Below are 19,524 nucleotides of genomic sequence, written 5' to 3' on the forward strand. Positions count from 1 at the left end.
GGGTCTCATCATCCTGGTGTCCCGGGGTGCGTCATGGGCAATCGGTGCCGGGGCGGTCGCGTGCGCTCTCTTATTCGTGCCGGCGGTTCATGCGAACCACCAAGGGCACGTAAGCCATCCGGATGGCGAGGCTCATATCACGGTGGGAGCGGGGTACTCGATCCCTGGCGCGTCCTTTCAGATTTTCATGGGGCCAGGCAACGATGCCGCAGAAGAGACCGGTCTGACTCAGGCAGACAGGAGCGCCGCCGTTGAAACGGTGAGAGAAGCGTTCGCTGTTCTCGTACAACATCGGACCGACTATCCGCGTTTCGATGAAAGCCTCAAGAAAGAGGCACTGGCCAGGGTCGTAATTGAGACGACCGTGGTGAACGACGAGGGAAGAGCATTTCCGTTCCTCGTCGCTCGAACCACACAGCCGGGACGAGTCATACTGCTGATCAGCGCGTCGTCACTGAAGGAGAACGGGTATCTGCATCACCCCAATACGCTGGCTCCGGTGCTGGCAAGAGAATTTCAATGGGTGGCCAGCAAGGCGGACACCGCGCCGAAGCCAAAAATGGTTGCAGGTGAACGAGCGTTGAAGTCGGCGCCGATTCGCACGGACCAGGACATCGCGGCCCTCTCCGGAGAGGAGCGGGTACGTCTCCTTCAGCAACTACTCGGCTCGTACCTGCGAACCGTAGATGATCAAAGAAGCCTCGACGGCCAGTCCTACTATGAAGTCGGCAGTACCGTATTGGTCGCGCCGACTCATCCGGATTCGACGACCAAGCTCTATGAGATCCGGGTTCGTGAGGCCCTTCAGCGCATCGTCCGGGAACCGTTTTTCTGGGAACGTACGCCGAAGGCGGTCAGAAGCTTGCTGAATGGGAAGGTGTGGACTGTCGCGTTCGTAAACATTGACCAACGTGATTGGGCCACTCGGACCAGGGTACTCCCCGAGGAGAAGGCCGTCATAGTAGGAGCGCGCGACCAACGCGTTCAACCGGCCGCAATTTTGGTGAATACCTATCGAACGGCTGCGCCCGATGACCCGTTTTATCCGGACACGCAGGGGCTGCCCATGGGCGCGCTCTCGGCGGAGCAATTGGCGCGCGTGATCGCCCTGGAAATTCAGCATAATATCCAGGAGAAATCGATGGCCGGCCACGTGGCACAGGATGCACTTACGGCTCCTAAATAGGGATGGAGCGAAACGAGTGATTGAGTATCGTACCGTAATCGACTAGCCCAGCGTCTCATCGCTCCCGCTTGACCCATCGCTCCCGCTTGTCGCACCACGCCCGCTCTGTCCATCCCAAGCGTCCCATCCTACTGCAACGAATCTTCCTGTCTGACCGGTTTGGGACGGCCTGGTCGGCGCGAATCGATCAATAAGTAGAATGTACTGGCATGCATACGTAGTGCAAAATTGCATATGCGTAGTGGTTTGCTCTACGTATGGGGCAGCCGCAGTATTTTTGTGCATATTCCAGAGAGCTTTTCTTGACCTCCGTGAAGTCTGCGTGTAGGTTTCCCCCCTGATTTTTGTGAGAGTGCGTTGCGGGATCGCCATGTATCGGCCACGTGCGGTGTGGACGAAGCCCTGTCGCCCCTGCCTGGCTCAACGTATTATCCGGACGGCATCGCGCGACGTTGACCGGTCTGTGTCTTGCGGGATCAGGTGCGCATGGCACCGCTCCTACGCAGCATGTATTGCGGCTGTGTCGCCATGAGCAGGTTCGGACCCTCTCCCCCGAAGTGAATGTGCGGCTGACGACGGGGCGCAGCTCAGGCTTGGCAAGACGGATCTGCTGTTCAATTGAGGAGGAGACATGTCCCGTTGTGTGTCTGCGCTGTGCGGGGCAGTGCTTGCGCTTCTGGCTGTTCTGCCGGGGAATGCGGCGGCAGCACCATCGTCGGGCTCAAGTTGGGAACCGATGCGGATCATGCATTTCGTCCTGACCGGGACGGTTCCACTGGAGCGTGCGCGCGAGTATGTGAACCAGGCTCAGGCGGCCGGTTTCACGGCTGTGCAGGTGGTGCTCACCGATGGCGTGAGGCTCGATCATGCCCCGTGGAAACCCGTGAAGGGCGCGTGGACTAAAGCCGAGTTTCTCTCTTGGGCTGCCTACGCCCGCGCGCATGGATTGGACGTGATTCCCGAGGTCAAACTCCTGACACATCAGGAGCAGTTCTTTCAGAAGCATTATCCCGGTTTGATGTTCAATGCCGTGTCCTATGATCCGAGGAAGGAAGGGGTCTATCAGGCTGTATTCCGGCTGCTCGACGAACTTATCGACGCCCTGCATCCCCGGGCGATCCATATCGGCCACGACGAAGCATTTGGATGGACGGTGGGCCAGGTGGCGAAATGGCTGAAGTTCGGTGAGCTCATGGTCCCGGCGGACCTCTTTGCCCGGGATGTCGAACGCATTCACGGCTACCTGACTCAAAAGGGGGTGGAGACCTGGATGTGGGCTGACATGCTGCTCGATCCGGCGGAGTTTCCCGGCGCCTCGTCCAAGCATCTGCATGGAATGGCGGCAGGGTATGGGAAAGCGCTTCGCAATCGGCTTCCACGGGATATCGTGATGTGTGACTGGCACTACGGCGACGAGCAGGGGAGTTTTCCCTCGATGTCCGTGATGCAGAGCGAAGGGTTTCGCGTGATCGGAGCCACCTGGAAACGGGAGGAGACCATGCGCAATTTCAGCCGCTATGCGTTGTCCCGGCACGCCTATGGTCTGATGGCGACAACCTGGTTCCACGTGCAGCGGAACGACCGGGACTTGGTCGACTGGATTATTCGCTCGTCCGGTATGTTATTCCGTAACCCCGATGCGGCGGTGCCGCCGAGACCTGCTTCGGCTGCCCCTCCGGAAGGACATGGCTGGACGGCTCCATAACGGCGGGGAAAGGTCGCTCTTGAGTGGGACCGTCAGGGCCCCGGCGCGAGGGGAACGCCTGCCGGTTCCGCTGTGTCATGGTGAGCCGGGCTAGCGGCCGATCTGTTTAGGCTGCCCCGCTTTGGCTAGCTGCACATTCACGGTCACGACTCCCTCATTGAGATTACGATAGGGGTAGGCAGAGGTGATAAGAGGGAGGGTATCGGCTTGTTCCTGTGTGGTCACGAGGGTGAGCGCCGGCACATACCGGCCTGAAGCGACTTTGACCCCGATCAGCTTCGCTCCCGGTTCGACCACCACGTGGTCACCGAGTTCAGTGCGAAATACAAGGGCCTGCATGCCGACAAAGGTATCGTTACCGATTCTGGCGGGGCCATGCACCTGCGATTGGTGGGCCAGTGAGACGCGCTTGCCGATATAGACGGAATAGGTCTTGCCCGAGACCTGCACTTCGTTCTCCGGCAATTCATGGTCCCCTTCGAACGTCTCCAGTCCATGGATGACGACCCCGTCCTGCACGTTACTGTGATCCCCGACATAAATGTTCTGTCCTTCATCGCCGCGGACCGAAGCGCCCGGTGCGATGAAAATCAACTCGCCGATAGTCACGGATCCAATGACCGCCGCCAGGGGATGAATGCGTGCCGATGCGGCAATCGTCGGCACAGCGACGTGGGGATTAAATGTGGCGGGAACGTTGGGGGCTACCCAGCCGACCAGCGTGATGCCGATGAGGAGCAGGTTCAGGCTCAGGCTGAGTGAGAGGGGCAAGGATCGAGGCATCAAGAATTCTCCGGGAAACACGGGCGCTCACCCCTGTATGGATGAGCCTGTCGTTGTGCCCTGCATCACGATCGAGTGAACCTCAGCGTACAAGGCTTGCTGCCACTCGGCTTGCAGGCCCGGCGTCATGTCGGTGTCGTATTCTTTGACGGTGGCTCACGCTGTTGATCCAGTATTCGTCGCGCTGGTTCACGCCTCTTGCCGCATAGGCTCCCCTCGTCTCCATGTCGGCGGATGGCGCCTTAAACTTGAGGTACGCGTCGAGTCTCCTCATCCCGGCACTCGGGAGTGGACCGGACCGGCCTGGAACACGTAGAATGCGCCTCCGCGGTGCTCACCCCCTCCACCCGTGAGGGCGTGGGAAACGACAGGGTTGAAACAACAGTGGGCTGACTAGGAAGGGATCGTCATGAGTGTGAAATGTGGAATCGTCGGGCTGCCGAATGTGGGCAAGTCGACCCTGTTCAATGCGTTGACCAAGTCCGGGATCGCAGCCGAGAACTATCCGTTCTGCACGATCGAGCCGAATATCGGCATCGTGGAGGTGCCGGATGCGCGGATGCAGGCGCTGGCGGACATCGTGAAGCCGCAGCGGATGCAGTATGCGACGACCGAATTCGTGGACATCGCAGGGTTAGTGGCCGGAGCCTCGAAAGGGGAAGGCCTGGGCAACCAGTTTTTGGCCACTATTCGCGAGACCGACGGGATTGTGAATGTCGTGCGCTGTTTTGAAGATGACAACGTCGTCCACGTGGCGGGGAAGGTCGATCCGATTTCCGACATCGCGACCATTGTGACGGAACTCGCGCTGGCCGACCTCACCACAGTGGAAAAAGCTCAGGAGCGGAACGTGAAGCTCGTTCGCTCGGGCGATAAAGATGCCGCAAAGCTAGGCGAGTTGCTGGTGCAGGTGGCCGCCTGTTTGAATGAGGGGAAGCCGGCTCGCACCTTGAAACTCGACCCGGCGCAGCGCGCCTTGTTGAAGCCCTTGTGCCTGCTGACGATGAAGCCTGTGATGTATGTGGCCAATGTGGCTGAAAAAGGGTTTGCCAACAATCCGCTGCTGACGCGGGTGGAAGAATATGCTGCGCATGAAGGGGCGCCGGTCGTCGCCATCTGCGCCGCACTGGAGTCCGAAATCGCGGTGCTCTCAGACGAAGAGAAGCGGGAATTCCTGGCCGACATCGGCATGACCGAACCGGGGCTGAATCGACTGATCCGCGCGGCATACCAACTCCTGGGCTTACAGACGTATTTTACCGCCGGCGTGAAAGAAGTCCGCGCCTGGACGATTCATATCGGCGATACGGCGCCGCAGGCCGCCGGCGTCATTCATGGCGATTTCGAAAAGGGGTTCATTCGCGCCGAGGTGATCGGCTACAACGACTTCATCGCCTGCAAAGGCGAAGCGGGGGCGAAGGAAAAAGGGAAGATGCGGCTGGAAGGGAAGGAGTACGTGGTGCAGGACGGCGACGTGATGCACTTCCGGTTCAACGTCTAGCGACGCTCTTTTACCATGTTACGAGGCAGGGTTTGCTTGCCTGATCGGAGATCCAACGTGAACGAACAAGACACACAGCGAGCTGTAGCGATTCTCAACAGAATTATGGAACATGAGTTGGCCGGCGTAGTTCGGTACACGCACTACGCGCTGATGGTCTACGGGTACAACCGTATCCCGATTGTGTCGTGGCTGAAGGGCAATGCGGATGAAAGTCTAGCCCATGCCCACAAAGCCGGTGAGCTGGTGACTCTATTGGGCGGCCATCCTTCGTTGAAGATCGGTACCCTGCTCGAAACGGAGAAGCATGATGTGGGAGATATTCTGCGGGAGAGTCTGGAGCACGAGAAAGCCGCCGTTGCCTCATATTACGAATTGCTGAAACTGAGTGAGGGCAAGTCCGTGTTGTTGGAAGAGTATGCCCGCGAAATGATCGTCGGGGAAGAACTGCATTTGGACGAAGTGAATAAGATGCTTCGCAAGTCGGGCGATGTGCAGGCGTTCAAGTCTTAACTCTTCACGCTGTGTGACGGCACAGGCCTGGTCCGGAGTTCCGGACCAAGCTCTCGTCATGATCCACTACGCCGATTGCTGCTGCGTATTGAAGCCGGCCACTCATCGTCACCCCTGACCCTGCCTGTATGTTTAACGTGATTTTGTACCAGCCTGAAATTCCTCCGAATACGGGGAACATCATCCGTCTCTGCGCCAACACCGGTGCCTCGTTGCATCTGGTCAAGCCGTTGGGCTTTACGCTGGAAGACAAACAGTTGCTGCGAGCCGGACTGGATTATCACGAATTCGCCTCGATCACGGTGCACGAGGGGTGGGCCGAGTGCCTAGCACGCATGGAAGGGCACCGAATTTTCGCCGTATCCACGAAGGGCAGACAGCGGTACGATCTGGTTCGTTACATCGAAGGCGATGCGTTTGTCTTTGGCCCGGAAAGCCGTGGATTGCCGGCGGAGATTCTTGGCAGCGTCCCTGAACAGCAGTGCCTGCGCGTACCGATGGTGCCGGGAAGCCGCAGCCTCAACCTCTCCAACTCGGTCGCGGTGGTGCTCTACGAAGCCTGGCGGCAGGTCGAATTTTGGAAAGGTGTCTGATCGCCGGTCATTCCTTCGCAGGCACCGCCGGATCCCACCGGGCAGGGCTCGTCACAGACCGCTCAGCGACGCGATCAAATCTCCAGCACCAGTCCGATTTCAACCACCTGTTCCGCCGGTAGGTGGAAATAGGAACTGGCTCTCTGGGTATTTCGTGACAGGAAGACAAATATTTTTTCCCGCCAGATTGCCATCCCCGGTTTCGGCGTCGCCAAAAAGGTCAGTCTGCTCAGGAAGAACGTGGTCTCCTCGACAGGGAGGGTATGGCCGCGGGCTGCGAGGTAGGTGAGTACACGTGGAATGTCCGGCGTTTCCATGAATCCGCATCTGGCGACAACTTGAAACAGGTTTTCCTGGATGGTGGTGATTTCCAGCGGGCCTCCGGATGGAACGTAGGGCACAGGCTCTGTGCGGACTGTGAGGATATAGACCTGCTCGTGCAGAGATTTGTTGTGCCGGACATTTTGCAGCAAGGCGGGCGGGGTGATGTCGGGATGTTGAGATAAAAATACGGCGCGCCCGGCGGTTCTGCATTGCACCTGCGACAAGACTTCCCGGGCGAATTGAAGCAATGGAGGAAACTGCTCGCGCAAGTGGTCTGCCACGATCGCGCGTCCTCGCGCCCAAGTACTCATGACGGTGAACACGGCCGCGCCGAGCAGCAGCGGGAACCATCCGCCATGGGGAATTTTTTGGGCATTCGCGAGAAAGAAGGCGAGATCGATGAGCAGGAAGCCCCCGACTGCCATGGCTGCCGGTAGCGGGCTCCATTGCCAATGGGCCTGGACCACGCGGTACATCAGGAGGGTCGTGATGATCATGGAACCCGAGACGGCGATGCCATAGGCTGCGGCCAGATTACTGGACGATCCGAAGGAAAGGATCAGACCGACGGTGCCGATGAACATGAACCAATTCAACAGGCCAAAGTAGATTTGGCCATGTTGCTCGGCGGATGTGTGGGTGATCCGCAACGGCGGCAGATAGCCCAATTGAACGGCTTGCAAGGTCAACGAGAAGGCCCCGGACAGCATGGCTTGGGATGCGATGACGGTGGCCATGGTCGCCAGCGCGATCAAGGGGTACAGCATCCAGTCGGGGGCCAGGAAGTAAAAGGGATTGGCCAGAGCCGCCGGGGTCCGCATGAGGAGCGCACCCTGGCCGAAGTACTGGAGCAGAAGGGCGGGCAAGGCCACCACAAACCAGCCGAGTTGGATCGGTCGGCGTCCGAAGTGGCCCATGTCGGCATACAGCGCCTCGGCACCTGTGAGGACCAGAAACACACTGCCCAGCACCAGGATGCCGACTCCTGCATGCCGAATCAAAAACTGGATCGCATACAGCGGATTGGCGGCACGCAGAACCTCCGGGGTTTGGATCAAACTGTGGAGCCCGAGGAGGGCCATCGTGACAAACCAGAGCAGCATGATGGGGCCGAAGATGCTCCCGATCGTTCCGGAGCCCCGGCGTTGGATCATGAACAACAAGGCGACCAGCGCGACGGTCAGAGGCAGGATGTAGGGGGTAAACACATCGGTGGTCAGCGTGAGCCCTTCGACCGCGCTAAGGACCGAAATGGCCGGTGTAATGATGCCGTCGCTATAGAGAAACGCCACGCCGATCAAGCCGAGTGTGACGACAACGTTGAGCCCTTTGCGGAGATCGACCGGGCGGGACTGCTGACTGAGCGCCAGGAGCGCCAGCATGCCTCCTTCGCCCTCGTTGTCGGCTTTCATTACGAACAGCAGATATTTCACGGTGACGACGAGCACGAGCGACCACACGATCATGGACAGAATCCCCAGCACGTTGTCGGGAGTGACCGGCAGGCCATGCGATTCGTGAAAACACTCGCGCAGGGCATACAGCGGGCTGGTTCCGATGTCGCCATAGACCACTCCCATGGCGGCCACGGTGAGGGAGACGGAAGAAGATTGGTTGTTGAGATGCTTCGGCATGGATACGTGACAGGGGCCCGACCCGATTCGCGATGGTCCTGTGTTGTGACGGGTCGAACTATACCATGTTGGATGAGGGGATGCCGGTTGGTTCCGCAGGGTGTCGTAAACCTCCGCATCTGTTCCCAGGTGGAGAGAGATGAGTGGCCGCGCATCCGGCCTGGAAGTTGCGCGAATCTTCTGCTAGATTCCCCGTCGGCCCGTGCGAACGATCATAGGAGTCGCGCCGGCCAAGTCTTCGAATTCATCTCACAAGAAAGCCGCTGAGACCGGGAGGGTCGCCTCCGGCCGGATCTCGCTTTCGGAAAGCCCAATACGTACCTATGACTTCTCCAACGACACCGACCATTTCATCCGCAGCCCAGCAACGCATCGTCGATCTCATCGCCAAGGAACTTGGCGTGACCGCCCCGCAGATTGCGGCCGCGGTGACGTTGCTGGACGGTGGAGCGACGGTGCCCTTTATAGCGCGTTATCGCAAAGAGGCCACCAACAACTTGGACGACACGCACCTGCGCACCCTGGAAGAGCGCCTCTTGTATCTCCGTGAATTGGAAGAGCGGCGGCAGACGATTCTCGCGTCGATCGACGAGCAGGGGAAATTGACCGACGAGCTGCGCCGGGCGGTCGAGCAGGCTGCGACGAAACAAGCCGTGGAAGATATCTATCTGCCCTATAAACCCAAACGTCGCACCAAGGCGCAGATTGCGCGCGAGGCCGGACTGGAGCCATTGGCGAACGCGCTCTTCGCCGACCCGACGCTCGATCCGGACCAGGAAGCCGCCAAGTATGTCAAGGTGGTAGCTGCAGCGGAAGGCGTCGAAGCCGTCAACGTACCCGACGCGAAGGCGGCGCTCGAGGGCGCCCGCGATATTCTGGTCGAACGATTCGCTGAAACCGCTGAGCTGCTCGCGACGCTACGCACAAAATTGTGGAACGAGGGCATTGTGACCTCCACGGTCATGCCCGGCAAGGAAACGGCGGAAGAAGAAAAGTTTCGCGATTACTACGCCTATTCAGAAACCATCCGTACCATTCCCTCGCATCGTGCCCTGGCGATGTTTCGCGGCCGCACGTTGGGTGTGTTGAAGCTCGACCTCGGGTTAGGGGAAAGTCTCGAAGCCATCGTGCCGCATCCCTGCGCGGCGATGATTGCCGCCCACTTCGGTATTGAGAATCGCGGGCGCCGTGCCGACAAATGGCTGACCGATGTCTGCTATTGGGCCTGGCGCGTGAAAGTGCATCTGCATCTGAGCACCGAGCTGTTGCTGCAGGTGCGCGAAGCCGCCGAAGCGGAGGCAATCAAGATCTTCGGTCGTAATCTCCATGAGCTGCTGCTGGCGGCGCCCGCCGGTCCGAAGGCCGTGCTCGGTCTCGATCCTGGTCTCCGCACCGGCTGTAAAGTGGCGGTTGTGGATGCGACCGGGAAATTGCTGGACACGGCGACGATCTACCCGCATCAACCGCGTAACGATTGGCAGGGGGCCTTGGCGACGATCACCCAGTTGGTGCTTCGGCACGGTGTCGAATTGATTTCCATCGGCAATGGTACCGCAAGCCGGGAGACCGACAAATTTGCCGCCGAAGTCGTCAAGCTGGTGGCGGAGCAGAAACCGGAACAGAAACTGGCGAAGATTGTGGTAAGTGAAGCCGGCGCCTCCGTCTATTCGGCCTCGGCCTTTGCCGCCGCGGAGTTTCCAGCGCTGGATGTGAGTCTACGCGGCGCCGTGTCGATTGCCAGACGGTTGCAGGATCCGTTGGCCGAACTGGTCAAGATCGATCCCAAATCAATCGGCGTGGGCCAGTACCAACACGATGTCAATCAGCGTGCCCTGGCGCGATCGCTCGATGCGACGGTCGAAGACTGCGTGAATGCGGTGGGTGTGGACGTGAATACCGCGTCGGCTCCGTTGCTGGCGAGGGTATCCGGCTTGAATCGCGTGCTGGCGCAAAACCTCGTGGAGTACCGTGACACCCACGGTCGGTTCCAGAACCGGCACATGATCCTCAAGGTACCGCGCCTCGGCGAAAAAACATTCGAGCAGGCGGCCGGCTTCTTGCGCATCAACGACGGCGACAACCCGTTGGATCGTTCCGCCGTCCACCCGGAAGCCTACCCGGTGGTCGAGCGCATGCTGGCGCGGTTGAATAAAGGCATTGCCGAGGTCATGGGCAAACCGGCCGCGTTGAAGGAACTCTCGCCGGCGGAATTCACCGACGAGACCTTCGGTCTGCCGACGGTGCGCGATATCCTCACGGAGCTGGAAAAACCAGGCCGTGATCCGCGTCCGGAGTTCAAGACGGCCACTTTCCGGGACGGCGTCGAGTCGCTTGCCGATCTGCAAGCCGGGATGGTGCTCGAAGGAGTCGTGACCAACGTCGCGGCCTTCGGCGCATTCGTCGATATCGGCGTGCATCAGGACGGCCTCGTGCATGTGTCTGCGCTGGCGAACAAGTTCGTCAAAGATCCGCATGAAGTCGTGAAACCGGGCCAGATCGTGAAGGTGAAGGTGCTGGCCGTCGATGTACCGCGACAGCGGATTTCGCTGACCATGCGCATGGAGGATGCCGCGACGCCGGCCTCACAGCCTGATCCCCGTGCCGGAGGGCCGCGTGACACGCGCGACCGACGCCCCGCCGATCAGCAGCGGGGTGGATCCCGTGAGCCTCAGCCCATCGGGGCATTTGCACTGGCCCTGGCCCGCGCCAAGGAGAAAAAGTAGCGAGCGGCCTGCTCGCCTCCGGCGCGCTGGTGAGTGGCTCAGGGAGTGACCTTGAAGAAATTCCCGCCTTTGGCCTGCTCGTCGTCGCTGCCCCAAGCAATCTGCTTATCCAGTCGCTTGAGGAGCGGCACATGCTTGGAACAGTGGATGTAGGCTTCTTCCACGCCGATGAGGACCCACGCCTTGGGGTGGCGCCCGCCCTTGATGTGAGCGGCTTCGGCGATGCGCGCCGGAAGCTGGGAGAGGCTCTCCGTTTCGCTCGGGTTGAGTACACGCGCGGTTCCATTGACGTGGAGCCCGACCGTGCTCTGATAGAAGTCGGGAAACATCAACCCGATGTGCGGATTCTCCAGAATGTTCCCCAGACTCGCCAGCACCCCGTTACCCCGGTATTCCGGGTAGACCAGCGTCTTCTCGTCGAGCACCTGCACGAATCCCGGTTCGCCGGCTCGAAAGGAACAATCACACGCACCCTTCCCGTCGGCGGTGGCAATGAAGACCATGTCCATCCGTGCGATGAACTGTTGCATCTGTGGATTCAGGTGGGGCAGGGTTTGGTGGGCATAAAATGCTGCCGCGCGAGCCGAGGTGCCGAATCGCTCTTGTGCGCGCTGTTCGCCTGATGATCCCGGCCTGGTCATATCGAACGCTCCTTGTGGAAGATGTCTAAGACGGTGCTGCAGAGGTGATTGTCCCTCATGCACGCTGGCGCTGTCGATGAGTGTTGTCGTGGAGAAGTGTACAAAGACCCGCTTAGCCCCCGCCTGCGTACTTCTTCAGTTTTGCCAACAGCGTTTTGTAGTCGACCCGGAGGGTTTGGGCGGCTTTGGTTTTGTTGCCGCCGCTGGATTCCAGCACCAGTTGAATATGCAGGCGTTCGATCTCGTCGAGGGGCAGGTGCGACCGGTCGTCGGGTGATGATGCCGATGCCGCCCGAGGGAGCACCTGCAGGACTTCTTCGCTGGTGATCGGTCCGGAGTTCGGACTCATCAGGACAATGCGTTCGATCACATTGCGAAGTTCGCGCACGTTTCCAGGCCAGCGGTAGGTCGCCAGGTGTGCGAGGGCTTCCGGGCTGAGCGTTCTCGTTGCGGTGCCCGGGATGCGAAGGTGGTGCAGAATATGATCGGCCAGCACGGCAAGATCCTCCGGTCGTTCGCGCAACGGCGACACATGCAGCGTCACCGTGTTGATACGATACAGGAGATCGTCTCGAAACCGGCCTTGCAGCACGAGTTCCTGGATGTCCCGATTCGTGGCGCAGATGATCCGGACATCGGCCCGGAGTGTGCGCGTACTGCCGACAGGACGGTATTCCTTCCGGTCGAGAAAGCGCAGCAGGCTGACCTGCATCGGTCCCGGCATTTCGCCGATCTCGTCGAGAAACAACGAGCCGCCTTCGGCGGCGGCGATCAGTCCGGGTTTCGCCTGGGCGGCGCCGGTAAACGCCCCTTTCTCGTAACCGAATAACTCGCTCTCCAGCAACTCTCGACTCACCGCTCCGCAATTGACGGCGATGAAGGGTCCGCCGGCCCGACGGCTGTGCGCGTGCAGCAGCCGCGCGACCACGTCTTTCCCGGAACCGGTTTCCCCCTGAATCAGCACCGGGGCCTGCGACGGCGCCACTTGCGCGATCTGTGTCTTCACCGTCCGCCAGGCCTGGCTGGTCCCCTCGACGATCGCGTCCTGGCGATACCCGCCGTGCCGCGCCGCCAGATTCTCGCGGCGAAGTTCCCGCACCGTGCGAAGTCTTGCGAGAGCGGCCTTCACGGCCGCGCCGTCGAACGGGGTGTCCTTGATGAGGAAATCCCACGCGCCGTCTTTCATCGCAGCCACGGCGTCTTTGACGTCGCCATGGCCGGTCAGGACGATCACATCGACGTCCGGTTGATGCTCCTTCACCCAGCGCAAGATCGCCCGGCCGTCGAGACCGGGCATGCGGAGATCGGTGATGACGCAGTCGAAGGAGGCCGTACGGAGTCGATCGAGGCCTTCCTGCCCGCCACCCGCCGTCTGCGTGTCGCAGCCTTCCTCGCGGAGCGCCTGTTCCACGACGAGACGGACAAATTCTTCGTCGTCGACAATGAGGGCGCGCATGTGTTCCATGGTCATGAGGTCACGCTGAAGCAGGATGAGGTGAAGAGGATGGCCGGTCGACGACGGATTCGGCGCGCTCCGGAAAGGCCAGATAGAATTTACTGCCCGCTCCGGGAGCGGATTCCACCCAGACCCGGCCGTCATGTTTGTCCATGACGAGTTTCACGATCGCGAGGCCCACGCCCGTGCCCTCGTATTCCTGTGGGCTGTGGAGCCGCTCGAAGAGCCCGAAGATCTTGTCGTAGTGAGACGGGTCGAAGCCGATCCCGTTATCCTGAACCCACAGGATGCGTTCGTGTTCCATCCGGGTGCCGCCGATGGTGATGGTCGGCGGTGAGGCGTGGCGGGAGAACTTCGCTGCATTGTCGAGGAGGTTCGCGATCGCTTGACGGATGCTCACCGGTTCACCGTAGAGATCGGCAAACGGCAAGGCGACCTGGATTTTCGGCTTCGGGCCCTGGAGTCCGTTGAAGCGGTCGGTGAGGAGGGTGGTGATCATTTCCAACACATTGAAGCGCTGACGAGGCAGGTCCTGTTGCTCCAGGCGGGAATATTTGAGCAGCGCGTCGATCATATGGGTGAGGCGCAGCGCGGAGCGGCGAATCACATCGATCTGGTGCCGGGTCTGCGCGTCGCCGCCGTCGGCGAATTGTTTTTCCAGCAGGGAGGAGAACCCTTCGATCTCCCTCAACGGACCTTTGAGGTCATGCGCGACGGAATAGGTAAACGCTTCAAGTTCTTTGGTCTTCCGGGCGGTCGCGGCGGTCTGTTCGCGCAGGCTGGTGACCATGGATGAGAGAGAGGCGGCCAAGGTGCCGACTTCGTCACGGCCGGGCCAGGATTCGAATTGCGCGGTCAGGTCGTGGTGAGCGACACGGTCGGCCGTGACGGAGAGACGTTGGAGCGGCTTGGCGATCTGCCGATTGACGGAGACATAGATGACGGTGATCACCAGACCGAGCACGGCGACCAGGCTTAACGCAATCAGCCGCGCCTGTTGGAGCAACAGATCGCCTTCCACTTTCATTTCCACATCGATATCCCGATGGGCGGCGACCAGTTGGTCGAGATTGTTCATCAGTTCCACGATGAGGCCGTCGGTCTTCGCGACCGGTGAGGGTGCCACGCCGGCGCGCTGAGGTCCGGTGAGCGCGGTCTGCCACAAGGCGGACAGCTCCTGGAGGATCAGATCGATCCGGGCGATGGCGCGATCTTCCTGGTCGGCGAGATCCATGCGTTGATGCTGGGTCAGCATGCCCAGGAGAATCGGGTGGGTGCGGGCCGCATGGGTGGAACGATACAGGTCGAGGGAACTGCGGATCTGTTCGGCGTGGCGGCTGAGCCGGGCAAGGGTGTCGGCCGCATCGGCCTTCGTGATCTGCTCCAGAAACAGATGCAGCGTGAGGTTCATTTCATAGGCTGAACGTTGCATGGTGGCCGCGGTCACGATGGCGGGGACCGTAATGCGTTTGTGGCGGTCCACATAGCTGTTGATGCGACTGAGGTACACGAGCAGCGCTGTGAGGCTCAAGGCCAGCAGGCTGAGGATGACTCCGAAGGAGATGAAGAATTTTTGTCCGATCGAGCGGTCGTGGAGCCAGCGCATGCAGGCCTCGTGGTGAGGGCCTACGGTATCACAGTGACTGGTGTGGTGCCAGTAAGGTTCATGCCGAATAGGCGGCCACGGACGGCATCGCCTTCCGTGTATGTCCGCCAATGAACCGCTGTTCGAAAGACTTGCCTCCGAGACGGGCGGGAAGATGGCGTGGCCCGCTTCTACACAGGTGCATGCGCGCGCCACGCGTTTCGAATAGTTGGACAATCCGCGGCTATCGTGTTTCCTCCACCGCTTTCGTCCAGGCTCCTTGCGGACTGAACTGTGCGGCGAAGACCCGATCCCATCCTCCGAGATCTTCGATCGTAAATACATGCGGTGGATGGAGAAAGGCAGATGCAGAGGCCCTGGCGACGGCCTCGTTCGCCGGCCGGAAACCGAATTCCACAAAGGCCTGTTGGGCTTCTTCCCCGTTGAGGAACGAGACGAAGGCATCGGCCAGATCCCGCACATGGTGCTGGTCGGCGTTTCGATCGATCACCGCGATAGGGTTTTCGACCACGACTGTTTCGGCCGGAAAGATCAACTCGTAAGGACGGCCTTGTTTGATCCGCGGCAGTAATTCGTTTTCATAGGTCACAATGACATCGCCCACGCCGCGCTCAAACGTCGTCACCGATTCGCGCCCGCTCTTGTCCATGACCTTGACGTGTCGTTGCACGCACCTGACAAGATCGACGGCATGCTGATCCAGCGCGGGGCCGGCGAGACCCTGTTGTTTCCCGTGATTGAGGCCGGCTCCGTAGATCGCGATGACATCTCACATCGCACCGCCGGATGTTTTCGGGCTCGGATAGAGGACTTCGACGCCTGACTGGGTGAGGTCTTCCCAGCCTTGGATGGCCTTGGGGTTTCCTTTGCGGACACCCAGTGCGACGATTGATGTCGTCACGATGCCTTTCTGGGCACCTTGCTTCCAGTCATGCATCACAAGGCCGGCCTTCACCAACTGCTGCAGGTCACTCTCCAACGACAGGGCGGCGATGTCCGCATCGAGCCCTCCGACGACGGCTCGTGCCTGCGCACCGGACGCGGCAAATGAACTCCGGACCTGAATGGTCTCTCCTGTCTTCTGCTTCCACTGCCGGACAAAGGCGGAAATGATTCGCTTTTCGTAGGCCTCCTTCGGCACGCTGTAGGCTGCGAGCAGGAGCTCTCGGGTCTCGGCGCCGGCGATCGCCGGTAGGATTGCGAACAATGATACAAGTGCCGTGAGGCCGGTGAGGGGCTTGATGTTCATGTTGATAATCACTCCAGTGATCCGTACAAAATCAGTTGCTGACTACTTCCTGTCGAGCCAGTGCATCAGGTCGAGCGGCCGGTCACCGGCCGCCCGGACTTGGCGCCCCCGTTTCTGGAAAAAGACGGGAAGGCCGCGGCGTGACGCTTCGGTCCGGACCTTCCTCGCCAACGTATGGTTCACGCGATCCAGCACCAGCACCACGGCTTCCGTATCCTTGGGAATCGACCTCATTAAATCCCTGGTTTTGCGTCCACTCCAATGTTCGACACATCCGTGGCCGCCGGCGTAAGCCCGTTCTGTGATGGCACTGACCGAATCGCCGCCGACGACCAGGATTGCCATGGGGTGTCCTTTCTCTCATGCCGGATGGCACTAGGGTTGTGAATGCTTCTCGCTTCCGCGTTCCAGCCCTGGCTGTACAGGCATGGACGACAGCGCCTCTCGATAGCGGATCTGGAGCTCTTCCCGTTGATCGGGGGCGAAGAGGCGGCTGCCTGAACTGACCTTGACCAGAAATTCCTCCGGCTCGAATGTCACATCGTGCGCGGCAGATGCTTCCGGAATATTCGGCAGTTGCCGATCGTATTTGCTGATATCGGGACCGGGGCTGTGCCGGTCATGTACCCCGCTGATGGTGAGGTGCAGGATGGGACCTCTGATGGAGATCCAGCCGGTCGTCGTTTCTTCATCCCCCTGGTCCGTGGCCTGGCTCAGGTGGAAGTACACCCTCTCCGTCGGGCCGGCCTGTGCGAGGCCCTTCGCGAGAGGCGGCGCCAAGACGGTAATTTCTTCGTTCCGGAAGGCCCTCGTGCGATCCGCTTCCCCGACAAACAACCGATGAATGACGTTTCGCCGCTCCCATGCGCGGACCCCACGGAGCAGGGTTCCGACCTCGGTTGCCGTCACTGCGGCGGGATGCGCATTGGCCGTCGAGTCCGGATCCTGTTCCACTCGCACCTCGCTCAGACCCGACTGATAGATGGTCTTCGGCGGCGTGACCGGTCTGCCGGCGCAACCGGTGACCAAGGTCAGTCCGATGAGGGCGAGCATCACCCGTTTCGACAAAGGATGTGCCTGCTGTGCTGTGTTCCGGATGCCGTTCATGGTTTCACCTCCTGCCGCTGAACGAGACCGACGTCTCCCGTGACACGATCGAATCCGTATTCCTGAAAAAGGGCTTGGGTCTGGGGCGCGAGCAAGAACTCGATGAAGTCGCCTGCGCCGGAAACGTTCTTCGCCGTCCATACGGCTGCGACGCCGTAGCGGACCGGCGTGTGGGATTCGACTGGGGCCGTATCAAGGATACGAACCTTGTCGTTAGAGGCGGCATCGGTGCGATACACCACGCCGACTTCGGCTTCGCCTTTGGCCACGAGATCGAGCACCGCGCGCGAGTGCTCGCCGAAGACGTATTGGGACTTCAGTTTGGGTTCGAGTTTGCTGTACTTCAAAAACTGAGCGGCGACTTTTCCCACCGATGACGTCTTGGGATCGCCGATCGCAATTCGCCGGACGGGCACGGTTTCGAGGTCATGGATCGTCCGCACCGGAGCCGGAAGCGCGGCCCCGGTGATCAGGACCAGCGAGGTGCCGGCGAAGGCGCGTTTGGTGCCTTGAATGATCAGCCCCTTCGTTTCGAGCTGATCGATTTCGTCAAAGAGCGACGGTAGGAAAATGTCGACCGGCGCGCCCTCTTCGATCTGCTTGCGGAGGCTTTGTGAGGGGCCGTAGATGACCCGCACGTTGATGGCAGGGTGCTCGGCCTCAAATCGTGGCAGCACTTTTCTGAGCGCGTCTTTTAAGCTGTTGGCGGCGGCAATGGTCAATGTCTCCGGCTGGGCCTGCGCCGACGGCACCACTCCGGTGATGCCGATCAGCATACTGAAGAAGAGCCAGATGCCGAAGAATGTGTTTCGTCGTGTCATGATCGTCCTCCCGTGACTGTCGCGTGTTCAGGTTGTCTAGAAAAAGAACTGATATTGGACATTGATTCGATTCTCGATGAGGTCTCGTCCGAATCCCGGCTGGCTCTCGAACGGGAACCGGTCCGGGGCGCGGCCGCCACTCCCCAGGGTGATGTTGGAGTAATCGACGACGAGCCGGTTGTTATAGGTACCGTCGAAACTGTAGTTAATCGCAGCGCCGAACTCCTTCACCAGATCATCGACCTGCTGAGTCGAGGGATCCATAAATCCATATCGTACGGCCACCTCGAGCTTTCGTGGAATGATGTATTTGCCCACCTGGGCGTACCAACCGTAGGCCTGGCCGAGATTGACGGCCGGGCCTAACACGGTTGTGGTGACCGGATCGAACGGGATTGTTCCGGAATCGGCGTTCCGGACCCGTTGGTGGCGATAGTATCCTTCGGCCTGGAAGGACCAGCCCTGATACTTCGCGATAAAATCGGCTTCATAGGTTTGAAAATCCCAGATGCCACCGCCGAGCAGACGTCCGTTGTACGCTTTCGTGACACGTTGACGGTAGGCGCGATCGGTAATATCCGAGCGGATCGAACTCAGGTAGTTTTGGGCAGGGTTGTAAGCATAGCCGAAGGCGATGGCCATCTGCGGCGTGCGTGAATTCAGAATATCTCCCTGGCCATACCCGGGATTGCCGGAAATTTTGTACAGCAGACGGACCGTATACATCATCTCGCCCGTCAGAATGCGGGTGTCGTAATTGAATGTACGGCGCTGGGCGGTCGGAAGGCTTGAATTGTTGGGAAGCGCTTGGCTGACGGCCGTGCCTTCTCGTGCCAGGTTGGCACCGACTCCCCCCCAGATTCCGAAGGTATAGTTGAATTTATACTGGTCTTCATCGCTGGAAATGCTGACGCCGATATCGCGGCTTCCCTGTTGATTGGCTGCAAACGCGTTCTGGACAATCAGATTGTCCGCGAATGTTGAGGTTGCCATGGAACTGATCGTGGCGCGATTGAACCAGACGCGCTGCTGACCTGCCTGGATGGTTAACCAGGGGATGTGCCAGGACGAGATGTAGGCGTCGAGGAGGCCCGCACGTCCGCTGCCTCCCTCTTGATCCCATGTCGTCTGATCGAAGGCCCAGGAAATGTTGTAGCGAAAGTCAGGATCGAAGGCGTAGCCCAGGAACTGAAGGCGGGCGCGCGGCACGCTGAACTGGTTGGAGTCGCTTTGCTTACTGACGGCTCGGTATTCCACCTGACCGCCGAGGATCTCGGGATTTCTCGAATCGCCGACGGTGCCCCATCCCCCATTGTAGGCGCTGTGGCTGTACCGAACCTGGGTGAGCAAGCGCAGTTTCAAAAAGAATTTCGACCCCACGCGGAAGTTCAGCCCGTTGTTGACGTCGATGCTGTAGTTGGGTTTGGCAATCTGTTCCCGGGTCTCCAGGACTCTCAGGCCCTTATCGTATTCTTCCTGGGTGATGATGCCTTTTAAGAAAAGGTATTTGAGCCCCGGGTCTTCGCCTGAATAGTACTTCCACTTCCCATCCTTCTTAACCAGCTGGCCTTCCTCGACCGCTTGAACGGAGGTGATGGTTCCAGCGATCAAGCTGCCGGCCACCACGGCAATTCCAAAAAAAGTGTAGGCTCTCATCTGATCTAACCTCCGAGTTGGTGATA

General features: G+C 59.9%; 15 protein-coding genes and 1 pseudogene. 6 read left to right on the forward strand and 10 right to left on the reverse strand.

What is annotated here, in order from left to right:
* Nucleotides 1-187 precede the first annotated feature (187 nt).
* Complete coding sequence (locus NSND_RS19205) at nt 188-1,186, forward strand: hypothetical protein (protein WP_143833631.1); 999 nt, start codon at nt 188-190, stop codon at nt 1,184-1,186.
* 631 nt (nt 1,187-1,817) lie between these two features.
* On the forward strand, nt 1,818-2,891 hold the full coding sequence (locus tag NSND_RS19210) for a family 20 glycosylhydrolase (protein WP_080880523.1): 1,074 nt from the start codon (nt 1,818-1,820) through the stop codon (nt 2,889-2,891).
* Between the two features lie 90 nt (nt 2,892-2,981).
* Here the strand turns inward: NSND_RS19210 and NSND_RS19215 are convergent, their stop codons facing one another.
* On the reverse strand, nt 2,982-3,674 hold the full coding sequence (locus NSND_RS19215; RefSeq protein WP_080880524.1) for an LbetaH domain-containing protein: 693 nt from the start codon (nt 3,672-3,674) through the stop codon (nt 2,982-2,984).
* 409 nt (nt 3,675-4,083) lie between these two features.
* Between NSND_RS19215 and ychF the strand changes: the two genes are divergently transcribed.
* From ychF to trmL, 3 genes are all read left to right on the forward strand, one after another.
* Nucleotides 4,084-5,175, forward strand: a complete 1,092-nt coding sequence (gene ychF, locus NSND_RS19220; protein WP_080880525.1) for a redox-regulated ATPase YchF — start codon at nt 4,084-4,086, stop codon at nt 5,173-5,175.
* A 57-nt stretch (nt 5,176-5,232) separates the two neighbouring features.
* Entirely contained in the window at nt 5,233-5,688 is a 456-nt protein-coding gene (locus NSND_RS19225) for a ferritin-like domain-containing protein (protein ID WP_080880526.1), read from the forward strand.
* 128 nt (nt 5,689-5,816) lie between these two features.
* Nucleotides 5,817-6,281: a tRNA (uridine(34)/cytosine(34)/5-carboxymethylaminomethyluridine(34)-2'-O)-methyltransferase TrmL gene (trmL, locus tag NSND_RS19230; protein ID WP_080880527.1), complete on the forward strand. Its 465-nt coding sequence runs from the start codon at nt 5,817-5,819 to the stop codon at nt 6,279-6,281.
* 74 nt (nt 6,282-6,355) lie between these two features.
* Here the strand turns inward: trmL and NSND_RS19235 are convergent, their stop codons facing one another.
* On the reverse strand, nt 6,356-8,239 hold the full coding sequence (locus NSND_RS19235) for a potassium transporter Kup (RefSeq protein WP_080880528.1): 1,884 nt from the start codon (nt 8,237-8,239) through the stop codon (nt 6,356-6,358).
* 323 nt (nt 8,240-8,562) lie between these two features.
* On the opposite strand from NSND_RS19235, the gene NSND_RS19240 reads away from it, so the two are divergent.
* Nucleotides 8,563-10,962: a Tex family protein gene (locus tag NSND_RS19240; protein ID WP_080880529.1), complete on the forward strand. Its 2,400-nt coding sequence runs from the start codon at nt 8,563-8,565 to the stop codon at nt 10,960-10,962.
* A 38-nt stretch (nt 10,963-11,000) separates the two neighbouring features.
* Here NSND_RS19240 and NSND_RS19245 read toward each other — a convergent pair whose 3' ends face one another.
* The 8 genes and pseudogenes from NSND_RS19245 to NSND_RS19280 all read right to left on the reverse strand — a co-directional run bounded on the left by NSND_RS19245 (nt 11,001) and on the right by NSND_RS19280 (nt 19,498).
* Nucleotides 11,001-11,603: a pyridoxamine 5'-phosphate oxidase family protein gene (locus NSND_RS19245; RefSeq protein ID WP_080880530.1), complete on the reverse strand. Its 603-nt coding sequence runs from the start codon at nt 11,601-11,603 to the stop codon at nt 11,001-11,003.
* A gap of 112 nt (nt 11,604-11,715) precedes the next feature.
* Nucleotides 11,716-13,074, reverse strand: coding sequence for a sigma-54-dependent transcriptional regulator (locus NSND_RS19250; protein ID WP_159450895.1), 1,359 nt, complete (start codon nt 13,072-13,074; stop codon nt 11,716-11,718).
* Between the two features lie 4 nt (nt 13,075-13,078).
* Complete coding sequence (locus NSND_RS19255) at nt 13,079-14,665, reverse strand: sensor histidine kinase (protein ID WP_159450896.1); 1,587 nt, start codon at nt 14,663-14,665, stop codon at nt 13,079-13,081.
* Nucleotides 14,666-14,888: 223 nt separating this feature from the next.
* Nucleotides 14,889-15,914 (reverse strand): annotated as a pseudogene (locus NSND_RS19260) (sulfate ABC transporter substrate-binding protein).
* Nucleotides 15,915-15,956: 42 nt separating this feature from the next.
* The gene (locus NSND_RS19265) at nt 15,957-16,259 is read right to left on the reverse strand and encodes a DUF2325 domain-containing protein (protein WP_080880533.1); all 303 of its coding nucleotides are present in this window, start codon (nt 16,257-16,259) and stop codon (nt 15,957-15,959) included.
* 30 nt (nt 16,260-16,289) lie between these two features.
* Nucleotides 16,290-17,021, reverse strand: coding sequence for a hypothetical protein (locus NSND_RS19270; protein ID WP_080880534.1), 732 nt, complete (start codon nt 17,019-17,021; stop codon nt 16,290-16,292).
* Nucleotides 17,018-17,842, reverse strand: coding sequence for a molybdate ABC transporter substrate-binding protein (gene modA / locus NSND_RS19275; RefSeq protein WP_080880535.1), 825 nt, complete (start codon nt 17,840-17,842; stop codon nt 17,018-17,020). Before modA ends, NSND_RS19270 begins: the two co-directional genes overlap by 4 nt.
* A gap of 36 nt (nt 17,843-17,878) precedes the next feature.
* Nucleotides 17,879-19,498, reverse strand: a complete 1,620-nt coding sequence (locus NSND_RS19280; RefSeq protein ID WP_080880536.1) for a hypothetical protein — start codon at nt 19,496-19,498, stop codon at nt 17,879-17,881.
* Nucleotides 19,499-19,524: the final 26 nt, after the last annotated feature.

Source organism: Nitrospira sp. ND1, from assembly GCF_900170025.1.
GTDB lineage: Bacteria > Nitrospirota > Nitrospiria > Nitrospirales > Nitrospiraceae > Nitrospira_A.

Coding starts and splice junctions, on each gene's coding strand:
- modA (WP_080880535.1), bottom strand. CDS start 17,842: ATGACACGACGAAACACATTCTTCGGCATCTGGCTCTTCTTCAGTATG.
- NSND_RS19270 (WP_080880534.1), bottom strand. CDS start 17,021: ATGAACGGCATCCGGAACACAGCACAGCAGGCACATCCTTTGTCGAAA.
- ychF (WP_080880525.1), top strand. CDS start 4,084: ATGAGTGTGAAATGTGGAATCGTCGGGCTGCCGAATGTGGGCAAGTCG.
- NSND_RS19280 (WP_080880536.1), bottom strand. CDS start 19,498: ATGAGAGCCTACACTTTTTTTGGAATTGCCGTGGTGGCCGGCAGCTTG.
- NSND_RS19205 (WP_143833631.1), top strand. CDS start 188: ATGGGGCCAGGCAACGATGCCGCAGAAGAGACCGGTCTGACTCAGGCA.
- NSND_RS19250 (WP_159450895.1), bottom strand. CDS start 13,074: ATGACCATGGAACACATGCGCGCCCTCATTGTCGACGACGAAGAATTT.
- NSND_RS19240 (WP_080880529.1), top strand. CDS start 8,563: ATGACTTCTCCAACGACACCGACCATTTCATCCGCAGCCCAGCAACGC.
- NSND_RS19215 (WP_080880524.1), bottom strand. CDS start 3,674: ATGCCTCGATCCTTGCCCCTCTCACTCAGCCTGAGCCTGAACCTGCTC.
- NSND_RS19255 (WP_159450896.1), bottom strand. CDS start 14,665: ATGCGCTGGCTCCACGACCGCTCGATCGGACAAAAATTCTTCATCTCC.
- NSND_RS19210 (WP_080880523.1), top strand. CDS start 1,818: ATGTCCCGTTGTGTGTCTGCGCTGTGCGGGGCAGTGCTTGCGCTTCTG.
- NSND_RS19265 (WP_080880533.1), bottom strand. CDS start 16,259: ATGGCAATCCTGGTCGTCGGCGGCGATTCGGTCAGTGCCATCACAGAA.
- NSND_RS19235 (WP_080880528.1), bottom strand. CDS start 8,239: ATGCCGAAGCATCTCAACAACCAATCTTCTTCCGTCTCCCTCACCGTG.
- NSND_RS19245 (WP_080880530.1), bottom strand. CDS start 11,603: ATGACCAGGCCGGGATCATCAGGCGAACAGCGCGCACAAGAGCGATTC.
- trmL (WP_080880527.1), top strand. CDS start 5,817: ATGTTTAACGTGATTTTGTACCAGCCTGAAATTCCTCCGAATACGGGG.